At 71.2% G+C, this 19,768-nt stretch carries 16 protein-coding genes; 10 read left to right on the forward strand and 6 right to left on the reverse strand.

Going from position 1 to position 19,768, the window contains the following annotated elements:
- The first annotated feature begins 101 nt into the window (after window positions 1-101).
- Genes katE through ligD form a run of 4 tightly spaced genes read left to right on the forward strand, consistent with a single transcriptional unit; the run spans window position 102 to window position 6,537 of the window.
- Window positions 102-2,207, forward strand: coding sequence for a catalase HPII (gene katE / locus U5798_RS00675; RefSeq protein WP_322080850.1), 2,106 nt, complete (start codon window positions 102-104; stop codon window positions 2,205-2,207).
- Between the two features lie 12 nt (window positions 2,208-2,219).
- Window positions 2,220-2,723, forward strand: a complete 504-nt coding sequence (locus tag U5798_RS00680; protein ID WP_322080851.1) for a DUF421 domain-containing protein — start codon at window positions 2,220-2,222, stop codon at window positions 2,721-2,723.
- Between the two features lie 46 nt (window positions 2,724-2,769).
- On the forward strand, window positions 2,770-3,765 hold the full coding sequence (locus tag U5798_RS00685; RefSeq protein ID WP_322080852.1) for a Ku protein: 996 nt from the start codon (window positions 2,770-2,772) through the stop codon (window positions 3,763-3,765).
- 24 nt (window positions 3,766-3,789) lie between these two features.
- Window positions 3,790-6,537 (forward strand): DNA ligase D, encoded by a 2,748-nt coding sequence (gene ligD / locus U5798_RS00690; RefSeq protein ID WP_322080853.1) that lies wholly within the window; start codon window positions 3,790-3,792, stop codon window positions 6,535-6,537.
- 5 nt (window positions 6,538-6,542) lie between these two features.
- Here the strand turns inward: ligD and U5798_RS00695 are convergent, their stop codons facing one another.
- Both U5798_RS00695 and U5798_RS00700 read right to left on the reverse strand, forming a co-directional pair.
- A complete protein-coding gene (locus U5798_RS00695; protein ID WP_322080854.1) occupies window positions 6,543-7,862 on the reverse strand; it encodes a cation:proton antiporter in 1,320 nt (439 codons plus the stop codon).
- A 42-nt stretch (window positions 7,863-7,904) separates the two neighbouring features.
- Complete coding sequence (locus U5798_RS00700) at window positions 7,905-8,261, reverse strand: DUF3175 domain-containing protein (protein ID WP_322081196.1); 357 nt, start codon at window positions 8,259-8,261, stop codon at window positions 7,905-7,907.
- A gap of 166 nt (window positions 8,262-8,427) precedes the next feature.
- Here U5798_RS00700 and U5798_RS00705 point away from each other — a divergent pair, with 166 nt between their 5' ends.
- The 5 genes from U5798_RS00705 to U5798_RS00725 all read left to right on the forward strand — a co-directional run bounded on the left by U5798_RS00705 (window position 8,428) and on the right by U5798_RS00725 (window position 10,898).
- Window positions 8,428-8,871, forward strand: a complete 444-nt coding sequence (locus U5798_RS00705; protein ID WP_322080855.1) for a hypothetical protein — start codon at window positions 8,428-8,430, stop codon at window positions 8,869-8,871.
- Between the two features lie 84 nt (window positions 8,872-8,955).
- Complete coding sequence (locus U5798_RS00710) at window positions 8,956-9,321, forward strand: hypothetical protein (RefSeq protein ID WP_124452505.1); 366 nt, start codon at window positions 8,956-8,958, stop codon at window positions 9,319-9,321.
- A gap of 205 nt (window positions 9,322-9,526) precedes the next feature.
- Window positions 9,527-10,075, forward strand: a complete 549-nt coding sequence (locus tag U5798_RS00715; RefSeq protein ID WP_124452507.1) for a type 1 glutamine amidotransferase domain-containing protein — start codon at window positions 9,527-9,529, stop codon at window positions 10,073-10,075.
- Between the two features lie 4 nt (window positions 10,076-10,079).
- Window positions 10,080-10,409, forward strand: coding sequence for a DUF1488 domain-containing protein (locus tag U5798_RS00720; RefSeq protein WP_322080856.1), 330 nt, complete (start codon window positions 10,080-10,082; stop codon window positions 10,407-10,409).
- A 234-nt stretch (window positions 10,410-10,643) separates the two neighbouring features.
- Window positions 10,644-10,898, forward strand: a complete 255-nt coding sequence (locus U5798_RS00725; protein ID WP_124452510.1) for a hypothetical protein — start codon at window positions 10,644-10,646, stop codon at window positions 10,896-10,898.
- 18 nt (window positions 10,899-10,916) lie between these two features.
- On the opposite strand, the gene U5798_RS00730 is transcribed toward U5798_RS00725, so the two are convergent.
- Complete coding sequence (locus U5798_RS00730; protein ID WP_124452512.1) at window positions 10,917-12,167, reverse strand: phosphatidylserine decarboxylase family protein; 1,251 nt, start codon at window positions 12,165-12,167, stop codon at window positions 10,917-10,919.
- Between the two features lie 115 nt (window positions 12,168-12,282).
- Here U5798_RS00730 and U5798_RS00735 point away from each other — a divergent pair, with 115 nt between their 5' ends.
- Complete coding sequence (locus U5798_RS00735) at window positions 12,283-12,531, forward strand: hypothetical protein (protein WP_124452514.1); 249 nt, start codon at window positions 12,283-12,285, stop codon at window positions 12,529-12,531.
- 375 nt (window positions 12,532-12,906) lie between these two features.
- On the opposite strand, the gene treY is transcribed toward U5798_RS00735, so the two are convergent.
- The 3 genes from treY to treZ are packed head-to-tail and all read right to left on the reverse strand — an operon-like array spanning window position 12,907 to window position 19,768.
- Window positions 12,907-15,702: a malto-oligosyltrehalose synthase gene (gene treY / locus U5798_RS00740; RefSeq protein WP_322080857.1), complete on the reverse strand. Its 2,796-nt coding sequence runs from the start codon at window positions 15,700-15,702 to the stop codon at window positions 12,907-12,909.
- Window positions 15,699-17,900, reverse strand: a complete 2,202-nt coding sequence (gene malQ / locus U5798_RS00745; protein WP_322080858.1) for a 4-alpha-glucanotransferase — start codon at window positions 17,898-17,900, stop codon at window positions 15,699-15,701. Before malQ ends, treY begins: the two co-directional genes overlap by 4 nt.
- On the reverse strand, window positions 17,897-19,768 hold the full coding sequence (treZ, locus tag U5798_RS00750; protein WP_322080859.1) for a malto-oligosyltrehalose trehalohydrolase: 1,872 nt from the start codon (window positions 19,766-19,768) through the stop codon (window positions 17,897-17,899). The genes malQ and treZ overlap by 4 nt, the downstream gene beginning before the upstream one ends.

Raw genomic sequence — 19,768 nt, forward strand, 5'->3', positions numbered from 1 at the left:
CGGCCCGCGCCGCGCCGGCTTTTCCTGCTGTCCGCCCGCGCGTGCCGCAGTGCGATGGCGCGCGTGGCGGCTGCCTACCCGAATGCCACGAGGACCTATCGATGACCCATTCCCCCTCAGCCGGCAAGACTTCGTCCGCGCCGTCGCCCGACAGCGCGAAGTCGCGCCAGCTCGACGAAAACCGTGTGCGGCCCGACCACGAGGCGTTGCGCACCAACCAGGGCGTACGGATCGCCGACAACCAGAACACGCTGCGCGGCGGCCCGCGCGGCCCGTCGCTGCTCGAAGACTTCATCATGCGCGAGAAGATCACGCACTTCGATCACGAGCGCATTCCCGAGCGCGTGGTGCACGCGCGCGGCTCGGCCGCGCACGGCGTGTTCCGCGTCTACGAACCGATGGCCGACTACACGAAGGCCGCGTTCCTGCAGGACCCGGCCGCCGAAACGCCGGTGTACGTGCGCTTCTCCACGGTGCAGGGGCCGCGCGGGTCGGCCGACACCGTGCGCGACGTGCGCGGCTTCGCGGTGAAGTTCTACACCGAGGAAGGCAACTACGACCTCGTCGGCAACAACATGCCGGTGTTCTTCATCCAGGACGCGATCAAGTTTCCCGACTTCGTGCATGCGGTGAAGCCCGAGGCGCCGAACGAGATGCCTACCGGCGCATCCGCGCACGACACGTTCTGGGATTTCGTGTCGCTGGTGCCGGAAGCCACGCACATGGTGCTGTGGCTAATGTCGGATCGCGCGCTGCCCGCGAGCTTTCGCGCGATGGACGGCTTCGGCGTGCACACGTTCCGCTTCGTGAACGCGGCCGGCGACGTGCGTTTCGTGAAGTTCCACTGGCGCCCGGTGAGCGGCGCGTATTCGCTGCTGTGGGACGAGGCGCAGCGGATCGCCGGCCATGACCCGGATTTCAACCGGCGCGACCTGTGGATGGCGATCGAGCGCGGCGACTATCCGGAGTTCGAACTGGGCGTGCAGATGATCGACCCGGCCGATGCCGACACCTTCGGCTTCGACTTGCTGGATCCGACCAAGCTGGTGCCGGAAGAACGGGTGCCGGTGCGGCCGATCGGCCGGATGACGCTGAACCGCAATCCCGACAACTTCTTCGCGGAGACCGAGCAGGTCGCGTTTCATCCGGGCCACGTGGTGCCAGGCATCGACTTCACGAACGATCCGCTGTTGCAGGGGCGCCTGTTCTCGTACACCGATACGCAACTGAGCCGGCTGGGCGGCCCGAACTTCCACGAGATTCCGATCAACCGGCCGGTGTGCCCGTTCGCGAACAACCAGCGCGACGCGCTGCACCGGCAGACGATCAACGTCGGGCAGGCGTCGTACGAGCCGAATTCCACGAGCGGCGGCTGGCCGCGCGAGACGCCGCCCGCGCCGTCCGGCGGCGGCTTCGAGACCGTGCACGAGCCGCTCGAAGGCGACAAGGTGCGCGTGCGCAGCGAATCGTTCGCCGACCATTTCTCGCAGGCCGCGTTGTTCTATCAGAGCATGACCGAGATCGAGCAGCGGCATATTCGCGACGCGTACTGCTTCGAACTCGGCAAGGTGACGCAGCCGCAGATTCGCGAACGTGTGGTGAACGAAACGATCGCGCGCTTCGACGCGGGGCTCGCCGCGCAGGTCGCCGAACGGCTCGGGCTGCCCGCGCCGCAGGCGGCCGCGACGCCGGCCGTCGCGCAGCGCTCGCCCGCGCTGAGCCTGATCAGGCGCTCGAAGCCCGGCATCCGCTCGCGCAAGATTGCGCTGATCGCGACGCCGGGCGTGAGCCAGACGCTCGTCGAGCAGGTGCGCGACGCGCTGCAGGCCGCGCACGCGGTGCCGACGATCGTCGCGCCGACGCTCGCGCCGATCGGCAGCATCGTGCCGCAGGCGACGCTGGCCGGCATGCCGTCGGTGATGTTCGACGCGGTGTTCGTCTGCGGCGGCGACGGCGACGGCCGCGACCTCGCGCACAGCGCCGACGCACGGCATTTCGTGCGCGAGGCGTTCAAGCACCTGAAGCCGATCGCGGCCGTCGGGTCGGGGCGGCAACTGCTGAGTGCCGCGCACCTGCCGGATCCGGCCGAAGGCGTGTGCGTCGGGCAGGCCGTCGATCTCGACGCGATCCTGAAGACGTTGTCGGACGACCTCGGCCAGCATCGCGTCTGGGCGCGCGAGCCGCAGGCCGCCGAGTTGCCGGCCTAGCGCCGCGCGATCATGGACGCCGTCGTCGCGCTGTTCGGACAGGGCCGGATGCTCGGCCCCGGGCAGATGGTGCTGCGCGCGATCGTCGTGGCCATGATCGCGCTCGTGCTGATCCGCATCGCCGGGCGGCGGGCGTTCGGCCAGCGTTCGCCGTTCGACTACGTGGTCGGGATCCTGCTCGGCGCGATCCTGAGCCGCGCGGTGGTCGGCGCGTCGCCGTTCGTGGCGACCGTCGCGGCGTCGTTCGCGATTGCGCTGCTGCATCGCGCGATTGGCTGGGCCTGCGTGCGCTCGCGCCGGCTCGAGCGGCTGCTGGTGGGTGTCGAGCGCGAGGTGTATCACCACGGCCGCTTCGACGACGCGCAGATGCGTGCCGCGCTGATCACGCCGACCGACATCCGCGAAAGCGTGCGGCAGGCACTCGGCGCGACCGACCTGGCCGACGTCGACGCGGCGATCCTGGAGCGCAACGGCCACGTCAGCATCGTGCGGCGCAGCCGCTGCCGCAGGCCCTGACGTTCGCTGCATGAAGGGGGCGCCACACGCCACAAGGAGGGCATCGATGGCACGGATGATCTGGAAAGGCGCGATCAGCTTCGGGCTCGTTCACGTGCCCGTGCAGCTGTTCCCGGCCACGCGTACCGTGAAGCCGTCGTTCCGGCTGCTCGACAAGCGCTCGATGGACCCGGTCGGTTACCGGCAGATCAACAAGCGCACCGGCAAGGAGGTCACGCGCGAGGACATCGTGCGCGGCTACGAGTATGAAAAGGAACGCTATGTCGTGCTGACCGACGACGAGATCCGCGCGGCGAACCCCGAATCGACGCAGACGGTCGACATCGTCACGTTCGTCGACGAGGACGCCGTGTCGTTCCTGTATCTCGACACGCCGTACTACCTCGTGCCGGACCGCAAGGGCGAGAAGGTCTATGCACTGTTGCGCGACGCGCTGAAGGACAGCGGCAAGATCGGCATCGCGCATGTCGTGATGCGCGACCGGCAGCATCTCGGTGCGCTGATTCCGGTCGGGCCGCTGCTCGCGCTCGATACGCTGCGCTGGCAGGAGGAACTGCGCCCGCTCGACGAGCTGTCGGTGCCGGCCGGCGACGCGAAGCGCGCCGGCGTCAGCGCGCGCGAACTCGCGATGGCGAAGAAGCTGATCGACGACATGTCGGGCACCTGGACGCCCGACGAGTATCACGACACGTTTCGCGACGACATCCTCGAGCTGGTCGAGCGCAAGGTGCGCGCGGGCCGGATCGAGGAAATCGAGGACCGGCCCGCGCAGACGGGGCGCGCGGCGTCCAACGTCGTCGACCTGACCGAGCTGCTCAAGCGCAGCCTGAAGGGCGGGGCGCGTGCGGCCGATGCGGACGACGAAGGGGAGGCCGAGGCGCCGGTGTCGTCGCGTGGCGCCGGCGCGCGGCGCAAGCCGGCGTCGAAAACGCCGGCGAAAGGCGCGGCGAAGGCGCCCGCCAAACGCACGGCCGCGAAGCACGGTGCGACCGGCGCGCACGCGGCGAAGAAGACCGCCGCGCGCCGCAAGCATGCTGCATGACGGCGCACGACGGAGGGAAACGCGATGGCCGGCAAGCTCGAACCGTATCGCCGCAAGCGCCGCTTCGACGAGAACCCTGAACCCGAGGGCGCGCACGGGCGGCGGCGCGCGCATGCCGATGCGCATGCGCAGAAGCCTCGACCGCCCGCGCGCGCGGCCCGGCCGCTGCGCTTCGTGATCCAGGAACATCACGCACGGCGGCTCCATTACGACTTCCGTCTCGAACTCGACGGCACGCTGAAGTCGTGGGCCGTGCCGAAGGGGCCGAGCGTCGACCCGTCGGTGAAGCGGCTGGCCGTGCACGTCGAGGATCATCCGCTCGAATACGCGTCGTTCGAAGGCGAGATTCCGGCCGGCCATTACGGCGCGGGCTCGGTCGTCGTCTGGGACGAAGGCACGTGGACGCCCGACGGCGGCGTCGCGCAGGCACGCGACGGCTACCGGGCGGGCAAGCTGACGTTCCGGCTCGACGGCACGAAGCTGCACGGCGGCTGGGCGCTCGTGCGCAGCGGGCGGCAGCAGGGCCGCCAGGAGCAATGGCTGCTGATCAAGGAACGCGACGACGACGCGCGCGACGCCGAGGCGTTCGACGTGGTCGCGCGGCGGCCGGGCAGCGTCCATCACGAACACACGCCGGCCGCGCGCAGGAAGCGCGGCGACGGCAGTGCGTCCGGCCCGCGCACCGCGCGTCGCGACGACGACGCAGGACATGCGTCGGCCGATCTGTCCGACATCGACGGCGCCGTGCGCGCGGCGTTGCCCGAGCGCGTCGCGCCGCAACTCGCGACGCTGGTCGACGGGCCGCCTGCGCACGGCGACTGGCGCTACGAAGTGAAATTCGACGGCTACCGGATCCTCGCGCGGATCGCGGGCCGCGGCGCGCGGCGGCACGTCGTGCTGATGACGCGCGAAGGCCGCGACTGGACCGCGAAACTGCGCGCGCAGCGCGACGCGCTTGCCGCGCTCGACGTCGACAATGCGTGGCTCGATGGCGAGGCCGTCGTGCTGGGCGCCGACGGCCTGCCCGATTTCCAGGCGCTGCAGAACGCGCTCGGCGCAGGGCGCTCGGACGCCGTGACGCTGTTTGTCTTCGATCTGCCGTTCCTCGACGGATACGACCTGCGCGACGCGCCGCTCGCCGCGCGTCGCGCGCGGCTCGAACCGCTGCTCGCCCGCAGCGACCCCGCGCGGCTGCGCTACTCGCCCGACCTCGGCGACGACATCGCGTCGCTGATCGCGAGCGCGTGCGACACGGGGCTCGAGGGGCTGATCGGCAAGCGCGCGGATTCGCGCTATCGCGGCGGCCGTTCGCCTGCGTGGATCAAGCTGAAATGCAGGCGGCGGCAGGAGTTCGTGATCGGCGGCTATACCGAGCCGTCGGGCAGCCGGCATGGCTTCGGCGCGCTGCTGCTCGGTGTGTACGAACCCGCCGCGGGCGGCAAGCGGTCGCGCGGCGCGCCGCCGCTGCGCTACGTCGGCCGCGTCGGCACCGGGTTCGATACGCGCCTGCTCGACCGGCTCGCGGCCACGTTGCGCAAGCACGAACGCGACACGACGCCGTTCGATCCACCGCCGCGCGAACGGTCGCGCACGCGCGTGCACTGGGTCGAGCCGACGCTCGTCGCCGAGTGCGAGTTCGCGGAATGGACGGGCGACGGGATCGTGCGGCAGGCGGCGTTCGTCGCGCTGCGCGAAGACAAGCCGGCGCGGCAGATCGTCCGCGAGGTGCCGCGGCAACCCGAAACGGAGGCGACGATGGATGAACCCCGTGCAGCGCACGACCGACACCCGCCCGAGCCGCATGCGGATGCCGCGCATGGCCGCCGGTCGCGCGCACGATCGCCTGCGTCTGCCGGCCGTGCGCGCGGCGCGTCCGGCGCCGATCAGGTCGGCCATGTGCGCATCACGCATCCCGATCGCGTGATCGACCCGCAAAGCGGCACGCGCAAGATCGACCTCGCGCATTACTGGCAATGGGTCGCGCCGTGGCTGCTGCCCGACCTCAAAGGCCGGCCCGTGTCGCTCGTGCGCGCGCCGGGCGAGATTGCCGGCGAACTGTTCTTCCAGAAGCATGCGGAACGACGCGAGATCCCGTTCGTCACGCAGCACGCCGGGCTCGACCCCGGCCACGGGCCGCTGCTGTCGATCGACGGCGTCGACGCGCTGCTCGGCGCCGCGCAGATGGGCACGGTCGAGCTGCATACGTGGAATGCGCATGCGTCGAACGTCGAGCGGCCCGACCGCATCGTGTTCGACCTCGATCCCGACCCGGCGCTGCCGTGGCGCGCGATGATCGACGCCGCGCAGCTCGTGCGCGGGTTGCTCGACGAGCTGGGGCTCGTATCGTTCTGCAAGACGAGCGGCGGCAAGGGGCTGCACGTCGTCGTGCCGCTTACGCGGCATGCGGGCTGGGACGACGTGAAGGATTTCTCCCGCGCGGTCGCGCAGCATGTCGCCGCTACGCTGCCCGAGCGCTTCACCGCGACGATGGGGCCGCGTCACCGGCGCGGCAAGATCTTCGTCGATTACCTGCGCAACGGCCGCGGCGCGAGCACGATCGCCGCGTACTCGGTGCGCGCGCGGCCCGGCATGGGCGTGTCGGTGCCGCTCGACTGGGACGAGGTGCCCGATACGACGGGCGGCGCGCAATGGACGATCGACACGCTGCACGAGCGGCTCGATGCGCTGAAGCGCGATCCGTGGGAAGGCTACGCGAAGACGCGCCAGCGCATCACCGCCGCGATGCGCGCGCGGCTCGCGGCGGAAACATGAACGCGTCAGCGCCGATGCTGCAGCCGGTAGTACCAGTTCATCAGCGGCGTCGCGGAGATCCCGTGCGCGACCACCGACGCGGACACGACGGCCAGCACCGGCGCTGCGAGCGACCGCACCGCATCGGACGGCCCGTGCTCGAGCGCGAACAGCAGGTAGTAGAACGAGCCGATGCCGCGGATGCCGAACCATGCCATCAGCCGCCGCTGCGCATGCGTCGCGCGCGAACCGGTGAGCGTGAGCAGCACCGCGAGCGGGCGCACGGCGACGAACAGCACGGCCGCCAGCGTGGCCGCGCCCCACGTGATCAATGGGCCGGGCAGCGTCGCGAGCACGCTGCCGATCATCGTCATCACGACGGCTTCCGCGATCCGTTCGAGTTCGATCGTGAAGCCGAGCACCGATTCGGCCATGAACGCGTGTGCCTTCTCCGGATGCTTTTCGGTGGCGACGACGTCTTCCGAATCGATCTGGCCGATCACTTCGCGCGGCGGCCGGTCGCCGCTCGCCCGGTGCTCGACGCGGCGCATCGCGACACCGGCCGCGAACACCGCGATGAAGCCGAATGTATGTGCGAGCTGTGCGGCGCCGAACGACAGCACGATCAGCGCGAGCGCGAAGAAGCCTTCGAGGCCGAGCGCCTGCGCGTGACGCGTGCGCAGCCAGCCGATCGTCTTCGTCGTCACCCAGCCGAGGCTGCCGCCGATCGCGGCCGCGCCTGCGATGCCCCACAGCGCGACGAGCGCGAACGTGCCGGACAGCGGCGCAATGCCATGCGTCACGTCGCGCGCGCCGCACAGCGCGAGCCCTGCGAGCGCGAACGGCAGCGCGATACCGTCGTTCATCCCGCCTTCGCCGGACAGCGCGAAGCGCACGAGGTCGCGATCGCCCGGATCGTGCACCTGTACGTCGTGCGCGAGCACGGGGTCGGTCGGCGCGAGGATCGCCGCGAGCAGCAGCGCGGGGCCCCAGCCGAGCCCGAGCGCGAGCACCGCGCAGGCGGCGAGCAGCGGCACGGTGACGACCATCGCGAGCAGGCCGAGGCGGCATGGCACGAGCCACAGTTTGTCGGACAGCGGCACGCGCAGCCGCAGCCCGATCGCGAACAGCGAGACGAGCAGCGCGATTTCGACGATTTCGCGCAGCAACCGGGCGTCGCGCTCGAGGTCGAGCTGCAGCAGGCCGGCGCCGGCCGGGCCGAGCGCGATGCCGAGCACGAGATAGATCATCGCGGTGCTGCATGGCAGGTGGCGCAGCGCCGATGTCGCGACGCCCATGCCCAGCAGGACGGCGCCGATGATCAGGTACCAGAGCGTCTCGTGCATGCGTGCGGTCGCGGCGAGTCGGCAGGGCGGACGCGCAAGCCGTCAGGGCTTTCGGCCGAACGCCTCGCGCAGTTTCCGCTTCGCGCGTTCGAGCGTCGTGCGGCGCGTTTTCGGCAGATGGCGGCCTGCGCGGTTCACGTAGAAGTTCAGCATCGACATCGCCGACTGGAACGGCGACGCCTTGCGGCGGCGGCTGTGTTCGGCCGAATGCTTCAGCGATGCGGCAATCGCCGCCGGATCGTCGGACTTGAAGATGTCGGGCTCGATGTCGAGCGCATCGCTTTTTTGCGTGACTTCGCCGGACCAGCGCTTGCGGTGGTTCGGATCGGCGCTGCGGGCGCGGCCGGCGCGGCGCGTGAGGCGCTTGCCGTGCGCGTGGGAGGCGGAAGCGGAAGGCATGGCAGGGGCTCCATAGGGGGCACGAAACGAACGTACGAAGACGGGTGACGCAAACCGCGTGCCGCGCCGCGCACAGGCCGATGACGGCATGGGCCTTGCTGAAAGGAACGGGCAGGAATGTTCATCAGGAATGTTCACCAGGGCACCATCAACAGGGAGAAACGCCATGAAGTCAGTAACCGAATCGAAGTGTGTCGCGCGGCTTGTCGCGCGCGGCGTGCTTGCGTGCGCGGCGGTCGCGGTCGTCACGGCCGCGCCGGCCGCGTGGGCGCAGAATTCGCAACGCCCGGACGAGGGGACGGGCGCGCCGAATCCGTCGATGGACATGTCGACGCCCGGCGCCAACGGCAATACGGCCGCGCCGCCGCCGCCGGCCAGTCCGAAGCAGAAAGGCGCGAAGCACGGCATGCGTTCGCATGGCGGATCGGCCGCCCACGTGAAGCCGGGCGGCGGCCCCAACGGCGCGGGCGAAGGCGGCAGCGGCGCGCCGGGTGGCGGTGTCGGCGGCACGGGCGGCACGGGCGGCACGGGCGCCGGCAACGGCGGTTCGACCGGATCGACGGGCCCGGGCGGCGGCGGGACAGGCGGCGCGGGTTCCAGCGGTTATTGACGGTGTCGTGCCGGCGCGGCCGGCACGGCGCGATGGCGGCGCGGTTGCCAGGACGGGCGCGCCACCACCACGCAGGAGGACATCATGCAATCGAATTCCCGGATCTTGCTGGAGAACGAAGCGGTCGACGGCGATGCGGCCGACGCGGACGATCTCGATACGACGGTCCACGTCGACGTCGAAACGGGCCGGATCATGTTTCATGCGGCGTGGGCGCTTGCGAACGAAGCACCGCCCGAGGCCGCGCGGCATTCGGTCGTGCTCGCGCTCGACTGCGACACGATGGAGCATTACGCCGATCTCGACGACGGCGCGCGGATGCGCGTGCATGCGATGCTGCACGAGGCCGTGCAGCAGACGCTCGACCAGTTGCCCGACACCGACGAGAACCTGACGCTGACGATCGAGCTGACCGATTCGATGCTGGACGCGGCGCGTCGCCTGCAGTAATCACGCCGGCCCGACCGGCCGCGTCCGGTTACAGACCCGTTGAAATCTTTGCAGCGCGGCGACGCCGCACGCGTATGCCCGTGCGGGCGAGCGTGATCGCGGGTCGTTCCCCCGGCGGTGCCGCGATAGGGCGGCCGTGCCGGCACGCCGATTGCTGCGCAATCGCCATGGCACGACATGTGCCGACACACCGAAGGAGGCATTCATGAGCGGCAGGCTGGATCATTGCAAGGTAGCGATCCTCGCGGTCGACGGTTTCGAGGAAGCCGAACTCGTCGAACCGCAGCGCGCGCTTGCGGCCGAAGGCGCGCAGGTCGACGTGATTTCGCAGAAGCGCGGCGAGATCCAGGGTTTCCGGCACGTTGACAAGGGCAGCCGGGTGAAGGTCGACCGCACGTTCGACGATGCGCGCGAAGGCGACTACGACGCGGTCGTGCTGCCCGGCGGCGTCGTGAACGGCGACGCGATCCGGATGCTGCCGGCCGCGCGCGAATTCGTGACGGCGGCCGTCGGCGCCGGCAAGCCGATCGCGGCGATCTGCCACGGCGGCTGGCTGCTCGTGTCGGCCGGGCTCGTGGAGGGCCGCACGATGACGAGCTGGCCGAGCCTGCAGGACGATATCCGTCACGCGGGCGGCAAGTGGGTCGACGAGGAAGTCGTGCGCGACGGCAACCTGATCACGAGCCGCAAGCCGGCCGACCTGCCGGCGTTCAACGGCGCGCTGGTCGACCGCCTCGCGGCGCGGGGCGCCTGAGCCCATGCCGGCCGATTCCCCACGCCGCGTGACGCTGACCGACGCGCCGCCCGTATTCGACGGCGCGGCGCTGCAGTTGCGCTTCGTCGTCGAGGTCGACGGCGCGCCGCAAACCTGCGCGATCACGGTCGAATCGCTGGAAGATCATTTCGGCGCGCAATCCGCGCTGGAGGCCGACCTGCGCGACGCGTTCGAACGCGGCCGCGCGCGCATCGAGGCCGCGTGCGCGGACGTGCTGGCCAACGGCAATGGCGGCGACGTGGTGCTGCACAGCGGCTATTTCCGTGCGCCGGCCGGCCGTGCGCGCGCCGGCCTGTTTCCGCGCAAGCCTTGACGCGGCCGCGCTCCGCGGCCCGTCCGGCATTACATGTCGTTGAAAACTTTGCAGCGCGGCGCGGTCGGCGCGCGGTGCCGCATCGCGCCGGGCGCCGACCCGGCGGAGGCCGGTCGCGCGGTGTCGGCCGGCATGGTCCCTGCATGCATTACCCGTCGCCGGCGCACGATTCGCGCCGCATGCCGACGCGACGCGTTCGTCGCGTCGCACGCAGCCGCCAACGGGGAAACGAGCATGCTGACCGCCCACGAATTTGCCGCGCTGTTCCTGGTGCATCACGCACCGGAGCAGATCCAGATCGACCGCGACGACGTCGTCGCACTCGTCGAACAACACCTGATCGTGATGCAGCGCGACGACGCGTCGGGCGAGCATCGGCCCGTGCTGACGGCCGGCGGGCTGTCGGTGCTGCGGTGCGTGCAGCGGCATGACGTGCCCGAACCCGACACGATCGACGCTAGCGACCTGAACGACGTGACCGATGCGTGACGCGCCCTCGCGCGGCGCTTACCGCGCGATCGCGACGGACGCGTTGACCTGGACGACGGGTGTCCGGCCGTCGAACGGCGGCGCATGCAGGAAGCGGTCGATCACGCCGGCCTCGAACAGCAGGCAGTACGTCGATCCGCCGAACTGGAAGTAGCCGATTTCGTCGCCCTTGTCGACGCGTTGTCCCGGCACGACCTCGACCACGCACGACGACACGTCGCCCATCCCGACGAACACGGCTGCCACGGTGCCGATGCCGGGATCGTCGCAGGCGATCGCGACCACCGCGCGCGTGGCGACGGCCGTCGTGTAGCCCTGCGAATCGTTCAGGCCGGCCGGGTCCGGGCCTTCCGCTTCGGCGACCGAGTAGTAGGTGCCGTCGACGCGGTACGCATGCGTGACGACGCCGCGCACCGGCGCATGCCAGCGATGGTAGTTGTACGCGCTCAGGTAAGCCTGGTACACGTCGCCGCCGACGAAGCGCTCGGCGAGCGACAGCCGTGCGGGCGTGAAGAGGTCGCGCAGCGAATACGGCTGCGCCTTGATCCAGAACGTGTCGCGCAGCTTGACGTTCGACTCGGTGTGATAAGGCGCGGCCTCGCACGCGCTGACGATCACGTGCGGATCGTCGGGCGCCGCGACCGGGCGCGCGCCGTCACGAAAGCGCCGCGTGAAGAAGTCGTTCCACGAATCGAAGCCCCAGTGCGGCTGGTCTTCGCGATACTGGAACTGCGACAGCCCGAGGCGCTTGCGCGCTTCGTCGCAGAACCAGCCGTCGGGCGCCGACGTGTCGAGATGCGCGCGCGAATGCGGGCCGCCGAGGAAATCGCACCATACGTTCAGCACGCGCTTCAATTGCGCGTTGACGGCCGCGTCGCGAAACACCGCGTGGCCCGACGGCATGCACATCGGCCAGTCGAAGAACGCGTTCAGCGGGCACACGATCAGGCTTTCCTCGCTGAACGGCGGCGTGTAGGTCATCAGATGATCGATCACGGTCATCAACTCGCCGATCGACGTGTAGCCGAGCCGGTGTCCCGATTCGATTGCTTCGTCGATCGCGCGGGTCAGGCTCATGCGCAGCACGGCGTCGTCGTCGAACAGCCGCGCGAGTGCCTGCACGGCGGGCGTGCGCAGCCGGTCGCCCGCATGCGCGCGGGCGTCGGCCGCGATCTTCTCGCGGAACGCGACCATGTGGGCTTCTTCGCGCGCCATCCATTCGCCGAGCCGACGGCGCGTGGCGGGCGGCGGGTTGCGGTCGGTCGGCATCGTCACCTCCGGGCATCAATTCGGGACGACATGACGCAGCAAGATGCTTGCCCGGATTCGGCACCGAAATTGCGGCAATCGGTCGGCCATTTTCTGATGACACGGGAGAGAAAGGATGAACGCGGCTTCGAATGCACGACAGGCGAACGACGCAGGCGCGACCGACACGCGCCGCAGGGATGGGCAACGCACCGTGACGCCGACGCGCACGCGGGCGCGTGCGACCACGGCGACCTCGCGCGACACGCGGCGGTCGACGGCGCGCGGAGCAAGCGGGCCGGTGGCGGCGCGCGATGGCGACGGGAAGGGCAAGCCGCTGTGGGAGGACGACAGCGGGGCGACGCCGCCGGAGGAGTGGTCGTGAGGTCGGGCGTTTACTGGCCCGCAGGCCGTTCGGGCCGGTAACGATCGGCAATCGCGACATCGACCGATTCACCGTCGCGAAATGCCGCAGAAACCGCATCGACGATAGCGGGCCAAATACCGGGTTGTTGCAGAACGGGCATTTCTTTCGCGAGGACGTTGCTGAGCCTCTGCTCAAAATCGAATACAAACGCGTGTTTTGTGCGTAATCGATTTCGGATGTACAAAAACGATTATGCGCGGCCTGTTTTGTACAAATTTGATTATCTTCGCGCCACTGACCGCAGCGTGGAGGCGACAGTCATGGGAAGTTACGTCCAGCCCCATTATTGGACGCAGCGGCCCCCAAGGTGACGAGGGCCTCGATTGGATTGGACTACGGGGCGCGATCGTATTCTAAGGGACCCCGATTCGTCGTTCGCGCCGCCACGAACACGGCGACGGGCAACCCGTCCAGGCAGCGATCGAGCGCCAGCCTGCCTCCCGGCGCATCGACGGCGGCCCGCGGATCCAACGCGTCCGTCCACGGTCCGGCGCTGCCGCGCGGCAGCGCGACCGCCGTATCGCCCCACTGCGCGGGCTCCACGCGCGGCAACCCGGGCGCTTCGCCCAGCAACCGGCACGCGAGCCGCGTCGCCACGACCACCACCGTAGCCGCATCGTCGCACCGCGCGAATGCCACCACGTGGCGCGCGAGGCGGCCGTGCACCCGCAGCGGCACATATGCGCCATCCGCAAACGTCGTCGGCCACCGCGCACGCAGTGCGAGCATCCGCTCGACCAGCGCTCGCTTCACGCGCCCGTCGGGCCATGTCGACAGATACGACGCGACCGGTTCGTCGACCCGTTCGGCCGCCAGCGCCGCAAACGGCACGTCGCACCGGTTGTCCGGATCGACGAGCGAGTGATCCCAGGATTCGGTTCCCTGATACAGGTCTGGCACGCCGGGCGAGGCGATCCGCAGCGTCGTTTGCGCCAGGCTGTTGACGACACCGGCCGGCGCGATCCGCGCGACGAACGCATGCAGCCGGTGCGCGAAATCGCCGGCACCGCGCGGCGTCAGGATCGCGCGGACGAATGCCGCGCAGTCCTGCTCGTAATCGATCGCGGGCGCCAGCCAGTCGGTATGCTGCTTCGCTTCGCGCAGGGCCTTCGTCTGCCACTGCACCACGCGCGCGGCGAGTGCGACGAGCCCGGCGGCATCGTCGGGCGCGAGCGCCGGCGGCCAGCAACCGACGAGCGTCTGATACAGCATCGCCTCGGCGGCCGGTCCCGGCGCCCACGCGAGGTCGCGATGCGCGCGGCCGCGATGCGGCAGGTTCAGCGCCGACCAGTCGAGCGATACCGCGCGCCACGCGTCGGGCATCTCGCTGAGCACCGCGAGCCGCGCACGTGCGTCCTCCCCGCGCTTGTGGTCGTGCGTGGCCGTCGCGAGGAGCCCGTGCGGCACGGTGCGCGCGCGGTGCCGGTTCCGCGCATGGAACGCGCCGCGCGACAGGCTGAAGTCGCCGGCATCGGCGCCGACCTCGTTGCGCGACAGCAGCCGGCCGTAGCGATAGTGGGCCGTATCCTCGACGCCTTTCGCGGCGAGCGGTGCGGTGAGCTGCGCGAATGCGATGCGCGCCGCGACCAGCGCGTCGGGGGCTGCGCGCGGCACGCGCACGACCGGCAGGCCCAGCCAGGCGGCGACACGATCGAGCGCGAACCGGTCGGCCGGATCGATGGCCGCGCGCGCGCCTTCATAGGCCTGTGCGAGCACGCGACGGTCGGCATCGGCCGGCTCGTCGCGCGGTGCCGGATACATGCGGTACACGGGCAGCCGTACCGCGAGTTCGCCCATCACGCGCTGAATCGCGATCCGGCTGACGTCCCGGGTGGCGGGCGACGCCCGTGCAATCGCATGCAGCAGTCGCGCCACGCGCGCATGCTCGACGGCGAGCTGGCGCATCAGCACGCGCCGCTTGCCGTCGAGCGCTTCCTGCGCGAACATGCGCGACGACCCCGACACGGCGGCCCAGTGCGCGGCGAGCGGGGCGGCGCCGGCCGGGTCGTGCAGCAGCGCGCCGACATCGTTCATGAAGTCGTAGCCGGTCGTCCCTTCCACGGCCCAGTCGGCCCGCAGCGTCTCGCCGGGCGCGAGGATCTTCTCGACGACCACATACGGCTGCGCCCGGCCCTGCGCGGCGAGTCGCTCGTGCAGCCGCTGGCAGTACGCGCGCGGATCGGCGAGGCCGTCGACGTGATCGACCCGCACGCCGTCGGCGAGCCCGGCCGCATGCAGGCGCAGCGGCAGCGCATGAACGGCGTCGAATACGGCGTCGTCGTCGACGCGCACGGCTGCGAGCGTCGCGATGTCGAAGAAGCGCCGCCAGTTCAGTTCGTCGGCGGCCGTGCGCCACCACGCGAGCCGGTAGTGCTGGCGTTCGAGCAGCCGGTGCAGGCAGGTACGCGAACGCGCGATGCGCGGGTCGGCGCCGCGCAGCACGGCGTCGAGCGCGTGCGGGCCGTGCGCGGCCGCGTGATCGCGCAGCGCCGCGTGCGCGGCGGCCAGCCGCGCACTGTCGCGTGGCGGCGCGGCATCGAAGCGCTCGGCGAGCGCGTTCAGGTCCGCGCGGTTCGCGATGCGCAGGATGTCCGCGTAGGTGGCGGCCGCCACCGGCAACCGCCGTCCGGGGCACGCGACGAAGAAGCGTCCGCTGGCCGGGTCGGCGCCGAGCGTGATGTCGCCGGCCGCGAGCGCGTCGGCATAGGGCACGCCGAGACACGGCAGCAGCACCTTGCCGTCGAGTGCCGGGTCGGGCGGGTGCCAGTCGATATCGAAGTAGCGCGCGTATGGGCTCGCGGGGCCCCATTCGAGCAGGTCGTTCCACCAGCCGTTCGACGATCCGCCGACGCCCATGTGGTTCGGCACGATGTCGACGATCACGCCGAGGCCGCGGGCACGCAGCGCGTCGACGAGCCGGACGAAACCGGCTTCGCCGCCGAGTTCGGGATTGAGTACGTCGTAGTCGACGGTGTCGTAGCCGTGCCGCGAGCCCGGTTCGGCTGTCGCGACCGGCGACAGGTAAAGGTGGCTCACGCCGAGCCGTGCGAAGTAGTCGGCATGCGCGGTTGCGTCGTCGAACGTGAAGCCCGCATGAAGCTGCAGGCGCAGCGTCGCGCGCGGCGTCATGTGCCGCGCTCCCGCGAACGGCGCGCGTGCACGACGGCCGCGATGCGTTCGCGCACGTCGGCGTCGAACAGCGTGTCGATCGTGCGCGGCAGCCGCTGCCGCCAGTTCGGATGGCCGCACGGCGGGCCCGGCAGGTTCGGCTGTGCGTCCAGCGCGAGCAGGTCCTCGAGCGGCACGATGGCGAGCGGCGACGCGCTGCGCGCGACGTAGGCGAGGATCGCGCCGACCGGCGGCGCGTCGGTCGGCGGGGTCGCCTTGTCGGCCGGTGCGCAGCCCGCTTGCTGCAGCGCGCGCCATAACGCGGCGCGTTCGGTCGCGCGTTCCGCGTGCGCGGCGAGCAGGTCGGGGGGACAGGCGGGCGGTTGCGCGGCGTCGGCGGCGTCAGGCCCGGGCACCGTGCGTTGCACGATCTCGTCGGAGTCGTGTGCGCTCGCGTCGTCCGGCGCCGGTGCGGCGATGTCGCGCGCATCCGTTGCGTCGTCCCGCTGCGCGGCACCTGCCGCGGCAGCGGCCGCGACCCGCCGCCATGCCAGGTCGACACCGCGCCACCAGCCGGCGACGGTCGGCAGATCGTGTGTCGACGTCGTCGCGATGGCGTCGCGATCCCACGCGGACGGCGGCCGGAACGTGCCGTCCGCATCGCGCTCGAACCATAGCGCGCGCATGCCCGCGATCCCCTGTGCGCCGAGCCGTTCGCGGAATCCGGCCGGCACGGTGCCGAGGTCCTCGCCGATCGCGATCGCGCGATGGCGGGCCGCCTCGAGCGCGACGAGCCGCACGAGGTCGTCGAGCGGATAGCGCAGGTACGCGCCGTCGCGCGGCGCGCCGCCGTCCGGCACGATCCACATCCGTGCGAAACCGAGCACGTGATCGATGCGGATGCCGCCCGCATGCGCGAACGTGGCGCGCAACAGTTCGATGAACGGCACGAAACCGTCGGCGCGCAGCGCCGCGGGTGTCCAGGTCGTCACGCCCCACGCCTGGCCGGCCGCGTTGAACTGGTCCGGAGGCGCGCCGAGCGACACGCCGCGCAGCAGCGTCGCGCCATGCGCCCACGCGTCGCTGCCTGCGCGATCGGAGCCGACCGCGAGATCGGCGATCAGCCCGGTCGCCATGCCGGCGCCGCGCGCCGCGTGCTGCGCGTCGCCGAGCGCGCGCGACGCGCACCACTGCAGGAAGGCGTGGAACACGATCGTGTCGGCATGCGCGTGCGCGAACGCATCGACTTCGGCCGATCCCGGCGTGCGCCACGGTGCCGGCCACTGCCGCCAGTCCGCACCGAGCCCGTGTTCGAGACAGAACGCCTGCAGCGCATCGAAGCGCGCGTGCGCGTCGAGCGCCGCACCGCCCGCCGCGCGAAACCGCTGGAACGCGTCGCGCTCGGGCGTGGCGCCGGCATGCCACGCGTCGAAGCACGCGCGCAGGCGGCGCAGTTTCATCGGCAGCACGTGCGGCCAGTCGATCAGCGGCGTATCGGGCGGCGCACCGGATTCGGGGTATGCGGCCTCGGCGCCCGGCACCGCGTCGCAGTCGAGATACGCGACGTTGTGCCAGCGCCGCGACGACGGCGAATACGGGCTGTCGTGCGCGGGCAGCGCCGGATAGCCGGCGTGCGTCGGGCTGACGGCCACGGCTTGCGCGCCGTGCCGCGCCGCGTGGGCGGCCAGCCGTGCGAGCGCCGTATAGTCGCCGGCGCCGCCGTCGCCGGTGCGGCGCAGGCTGTAGAGCTGCGCCGCGATGCCCCAGCGGTTGTCCGCACCGGCCGCACGCGTGTCGAACGGGCGCGTGCGCGGCGGCGCGATCGTCAGCCCGATGCGCTGATCGCCGACGTCGAGCGCGTGATAACCGGGTATCGCAAGCGGCGGCAGCGCGCCGTGCGTGTCCACCCGCCCGTCGACGTGGCCGCCGGCTTCGAGCGTGATCCGGAAGCGCGCGCCCGGCGGCGCGACGGCAGCCGGCAGCGGCAGCGGCTGCCCGGCGTCGCCGGTCACGATGCGCGGCGGCGCCGCGTTCTCGTCGGCGAGTGCCGCGGCACTGTCGACGCGCTGAGCCGCCGTGCCGCACGGCCAGCCGAGCGCGTCGACGAGCGCGGCGAGCGCGTCGTCGTCCACCCGCCGCGCGACGCCGCCTGCGTCGATCCAGTCGGTTTCCAGGCCGGCCGCCTGCGCGAGTACCGCGATCGAGACGTCGGTCGTCATGATCGGCCCTGCCCGTTCGCGCGGTGGTGCCGCGCATCGTGGTTGACCGCACCGTCGCGCCACACGATGCACGCACGTGGCGGCAGCCGCAGGTCGGGCAGCCGGTCGCGGGCGCGCGGCGGTGTCTCGAACACGAGCTTGCCGACCGGCAATTCGGACAGCACGGCATCGTGCGAGCCGAGGTTCAGCGCGATCGTCAGCGTGCTGCCGTCGCCGAGGCGCCAGCGCGCGACGAGCCCCTGCGGGTCGCCGCCGCCCGCGAGCCGCTCCACGCTGAGTGCATGCGCGCCCGGCAGGTGCGGCATCACGAGCGCCGCGCGCACGGCCAGTGCGCTGCGGTAGAAGCGCTGCCAGGCGGCCGCGTCGGCCCAGGTGTCGTCGGGCGGATGGTGCAGCGACGAGCGGACGAACGTCGCGATGTCGTTCGGATCGGGAATCAGGTCGCGATGCGCGGGATCGGCGAATGCGGGAAACGCCGCGAATTCGCGGCGCCGGCCTTCGCGCACGGCATCGGCCAGCAAGCCGCGATAGTCGGTGAAGAACTGGAACGGCTGCGTGCTGCCGTCTTCCTCGCCCATGAACAGCAGCGGGATCGACGGCGCGAGCAGCATCAGCGCGGTGGCGGCGCGTACCGCGTCGTCGTTCGCGAGTGCGCGCAGCCGTTCGCCGAATGCGCGGTTGCCGACCTGGTCGTGGTTCTGCAGGAACGTGACGAACGCCGTGGGCGGCAGGTGCGCACTCGGCTCGCCGCGCGCGGCGCCGTCGTGCAGCGGCGACGGTTCGCCCTGGTACGCGAATCCTTCGCCGAGCGTGCGGGCGAAATGGTGCAGCGGCGCGTCGGCGTACGCGCGGTAATAGCCGTCGCGCTCGCCCGTCAGCAGCACGTGTGCGCTGTTGTGGAAGTCGTCGTTCCACTGCGCGTCGAAGCCGCCGGGGCCGAGCAGGCTCGCCGCGTTGCGCTCGTTCTCGAGCACGAGGTGAATGTGGCGTGCGTCGCCCGCGTACGCGCGCACGCGGCGCGCGAGTTCGCGCAGCCACGCGTCGTCGTCGATCGCGTGCGCGGCGTCGATGCGCAGACCGTCGAAGCGAAATTCGTCGAGCCAGTACAGCGCGTTGTCGATGAAGAACGCGCTCGTCTGCGGGCACGAGAAGTCGATCGCCGGCCCCCATGCCGTCTGCCGGTCCGTGCGGAAGAAGGCGGGCGCGTAGCGCGGCAGCAGGTTGCCTTCGGGGCCGAAATGGTTGTACACGACGTCGAGGAACACCTGCAGGCCGAGCCCGTGCGCGGTATCGACGAGGGCCTTCAGTTCCTCGGGCCGCCCGTACGAGGTGTCGGGCGCGAACGGCAGCACGCCGTCGTAACCCCAGTTGCGCGCGCCGGGAAACGCATTGACGGGCATCAGCTCGACCGCGGTCACGCCGAGCGCGGCGATCGACGGCAGCCGCCGCTCGACGCTCGCGTAGCCGCCGCAGGCGCCGACGTGCAGCTCGTACAGCACCGTCTCGTGCCACGGGCGGCCGCGCCATGCGTCGTGGCGCCAGCGATAGGCGGCCGGATCGACGACCTGGCTCGGGCCGTCCACGCCGCCGGGCTGGAAGCGCGACGCGGGATCGGGCACGACGAGACCGCCGTCGAGCCGGTAGCGATACAGCGCGCCGGGGCCGCACGGCGCGACCGTCTCGAACCAGCCGTCGCCGACGGGTGTCATCGGGATCACGTGTTCGCTGTCGTCGTGCAGCTCGACCGCGGCCGCGCGGCTCGCGGGCGCCCACAGCCGGAAGCGCGTGTGGTCGGCATCGACGCAGGTGGCGCCGAACGACGATTCGAAAGCCTGCGAGCCGGGTGGATGGTCGGAACGGGATGTCAT

It is taken from the genome of Burkholderia sp. BCC1972, assembly GCF_905339605.1.
GTDB lineage: Bacteria > Pseudomonadota > Gammaproteobacteria > Burkholderiales > Burkholderiaceae > Burkholderia.

What these genes read in the sequence shown, in the direction of transcription:
- treY (WP_322080857.1), bottom strand. Translation starts at nt 15,702, where the DNA reads ATGACGCCGCGCGCGACGCTGCGCCTGCAGCTTCATGCGGGCTTCACG.
- U5798_RS00730 (WP_124452512.1), bottom strand. Translation starts at nt 12,167, where the DNA reads ATGCCGACCGACCGCAACCCGCCGCCCGCCACGCGCCGTCGGCTCGGC.
- katE (WP_322080850.1), top strand. Translation starts at nt 102, where the DNA reads ATGACCCATTCCCCCTCAGCCGGCAAGACTTCGTCCGCGCCGTCGCCC.
- U5798_RS00725 (WP_124452510.1), top strand. Translation starts at nt 10,644, where the DNA reads ATGCTGACCGCCCACGAATTTGCCGCGCTGTTCCTGGTGCATCACGCA.
- malQ (WP_322080858.1), bottom strand. Translation starts at nt 17,900, where the DNA reads ATGACGACCGACGTCTCGATCGCGGTACTCGCGCAGGCGGCCGGCCTG.
- U5798_RS00685 (WP_322080852.1), top strand. Translation starts at nt 2,770, where the DNA reads ATGGCACGGATGATCTGGAAAGGCGCGATCAGCTTCGGGCTCGTTCAC.
- U5798_RS00705 (WP_322080855.1), top strand. Translation starts at nt 8,428, where the DNA reads ATGAAGTCAGTAACCGAATCGAAGTGTGTCGCGCGGCTTGTCGCGCGC.
- ligD (WP_322080853.1), top strand. Translation starts at nt 3,790, where the DNA reads ATGGCCGGCAAGCTCGAACCGTATCGCCGCAAGCGCCGCTTCGACGAG.
- U5798_RS00715 (WP_124452507.1), top strand. Translation starts at nt 9,527, where the DNA reads ATGAGCGGCAGGCTGGATCATTGCAAGGTAGCGATCCTCGCGGTCGAC.
- U5798_RS00680 (WP_322080851.1), top strand. Translation starts at nt 2,220, where the DNA reads ATGGACGCCGTCGTCGCGCTGTTCGGACAGGGCCGGATGCTCGGCCCC.
- U5798_RS00700 (WP_322081196.1), bottom strand. Translation starts at nt 8,261, where the DNA reads ATGCCTTCCGCTTCCGCCTCCCACGCGCACGGCAAGCGCCTCACGCGC.
- U5798_RS00695 (WP_322080854.1), bottom strand. Translation starts at nt 7,862, where the DNA reads ATGCACGAGACGCTCTGGTACCTGATCATCGGCGCCGTCCTGCTGGGC.
- U5798_RS00720 (WP_322080856.1), top strand. Translation starts at nt 10,080, where the DNA reads ATGCCGGCCGATTCCCCACGCCGCGTGACGCTGACCGACGCGCCGCCC.
- U5798_RS00710 (WP_124452505.1), top strand. Translation starts at nt 8,956, where the DNA reads ATGCAATCGAATTCCCGGATCTTGCTGGAGAACGAAGCGGTCGACGGC.
- U5798_RS00735 (WP_124452514.1), top strand. Translation starts at nt 12,283, where the DNA reads ATGAACGCGGCTTCGAATGCACGACAGGCGAACGACGCAGGCGCGACC.
- treZ (WP_322080859.1), bottom strand. Translation starts at nt 19,768, where the DNA reads ATGACATCCCGTTCCGACCATCCACCCGGCTCGCAGGCTTTCGAATCG.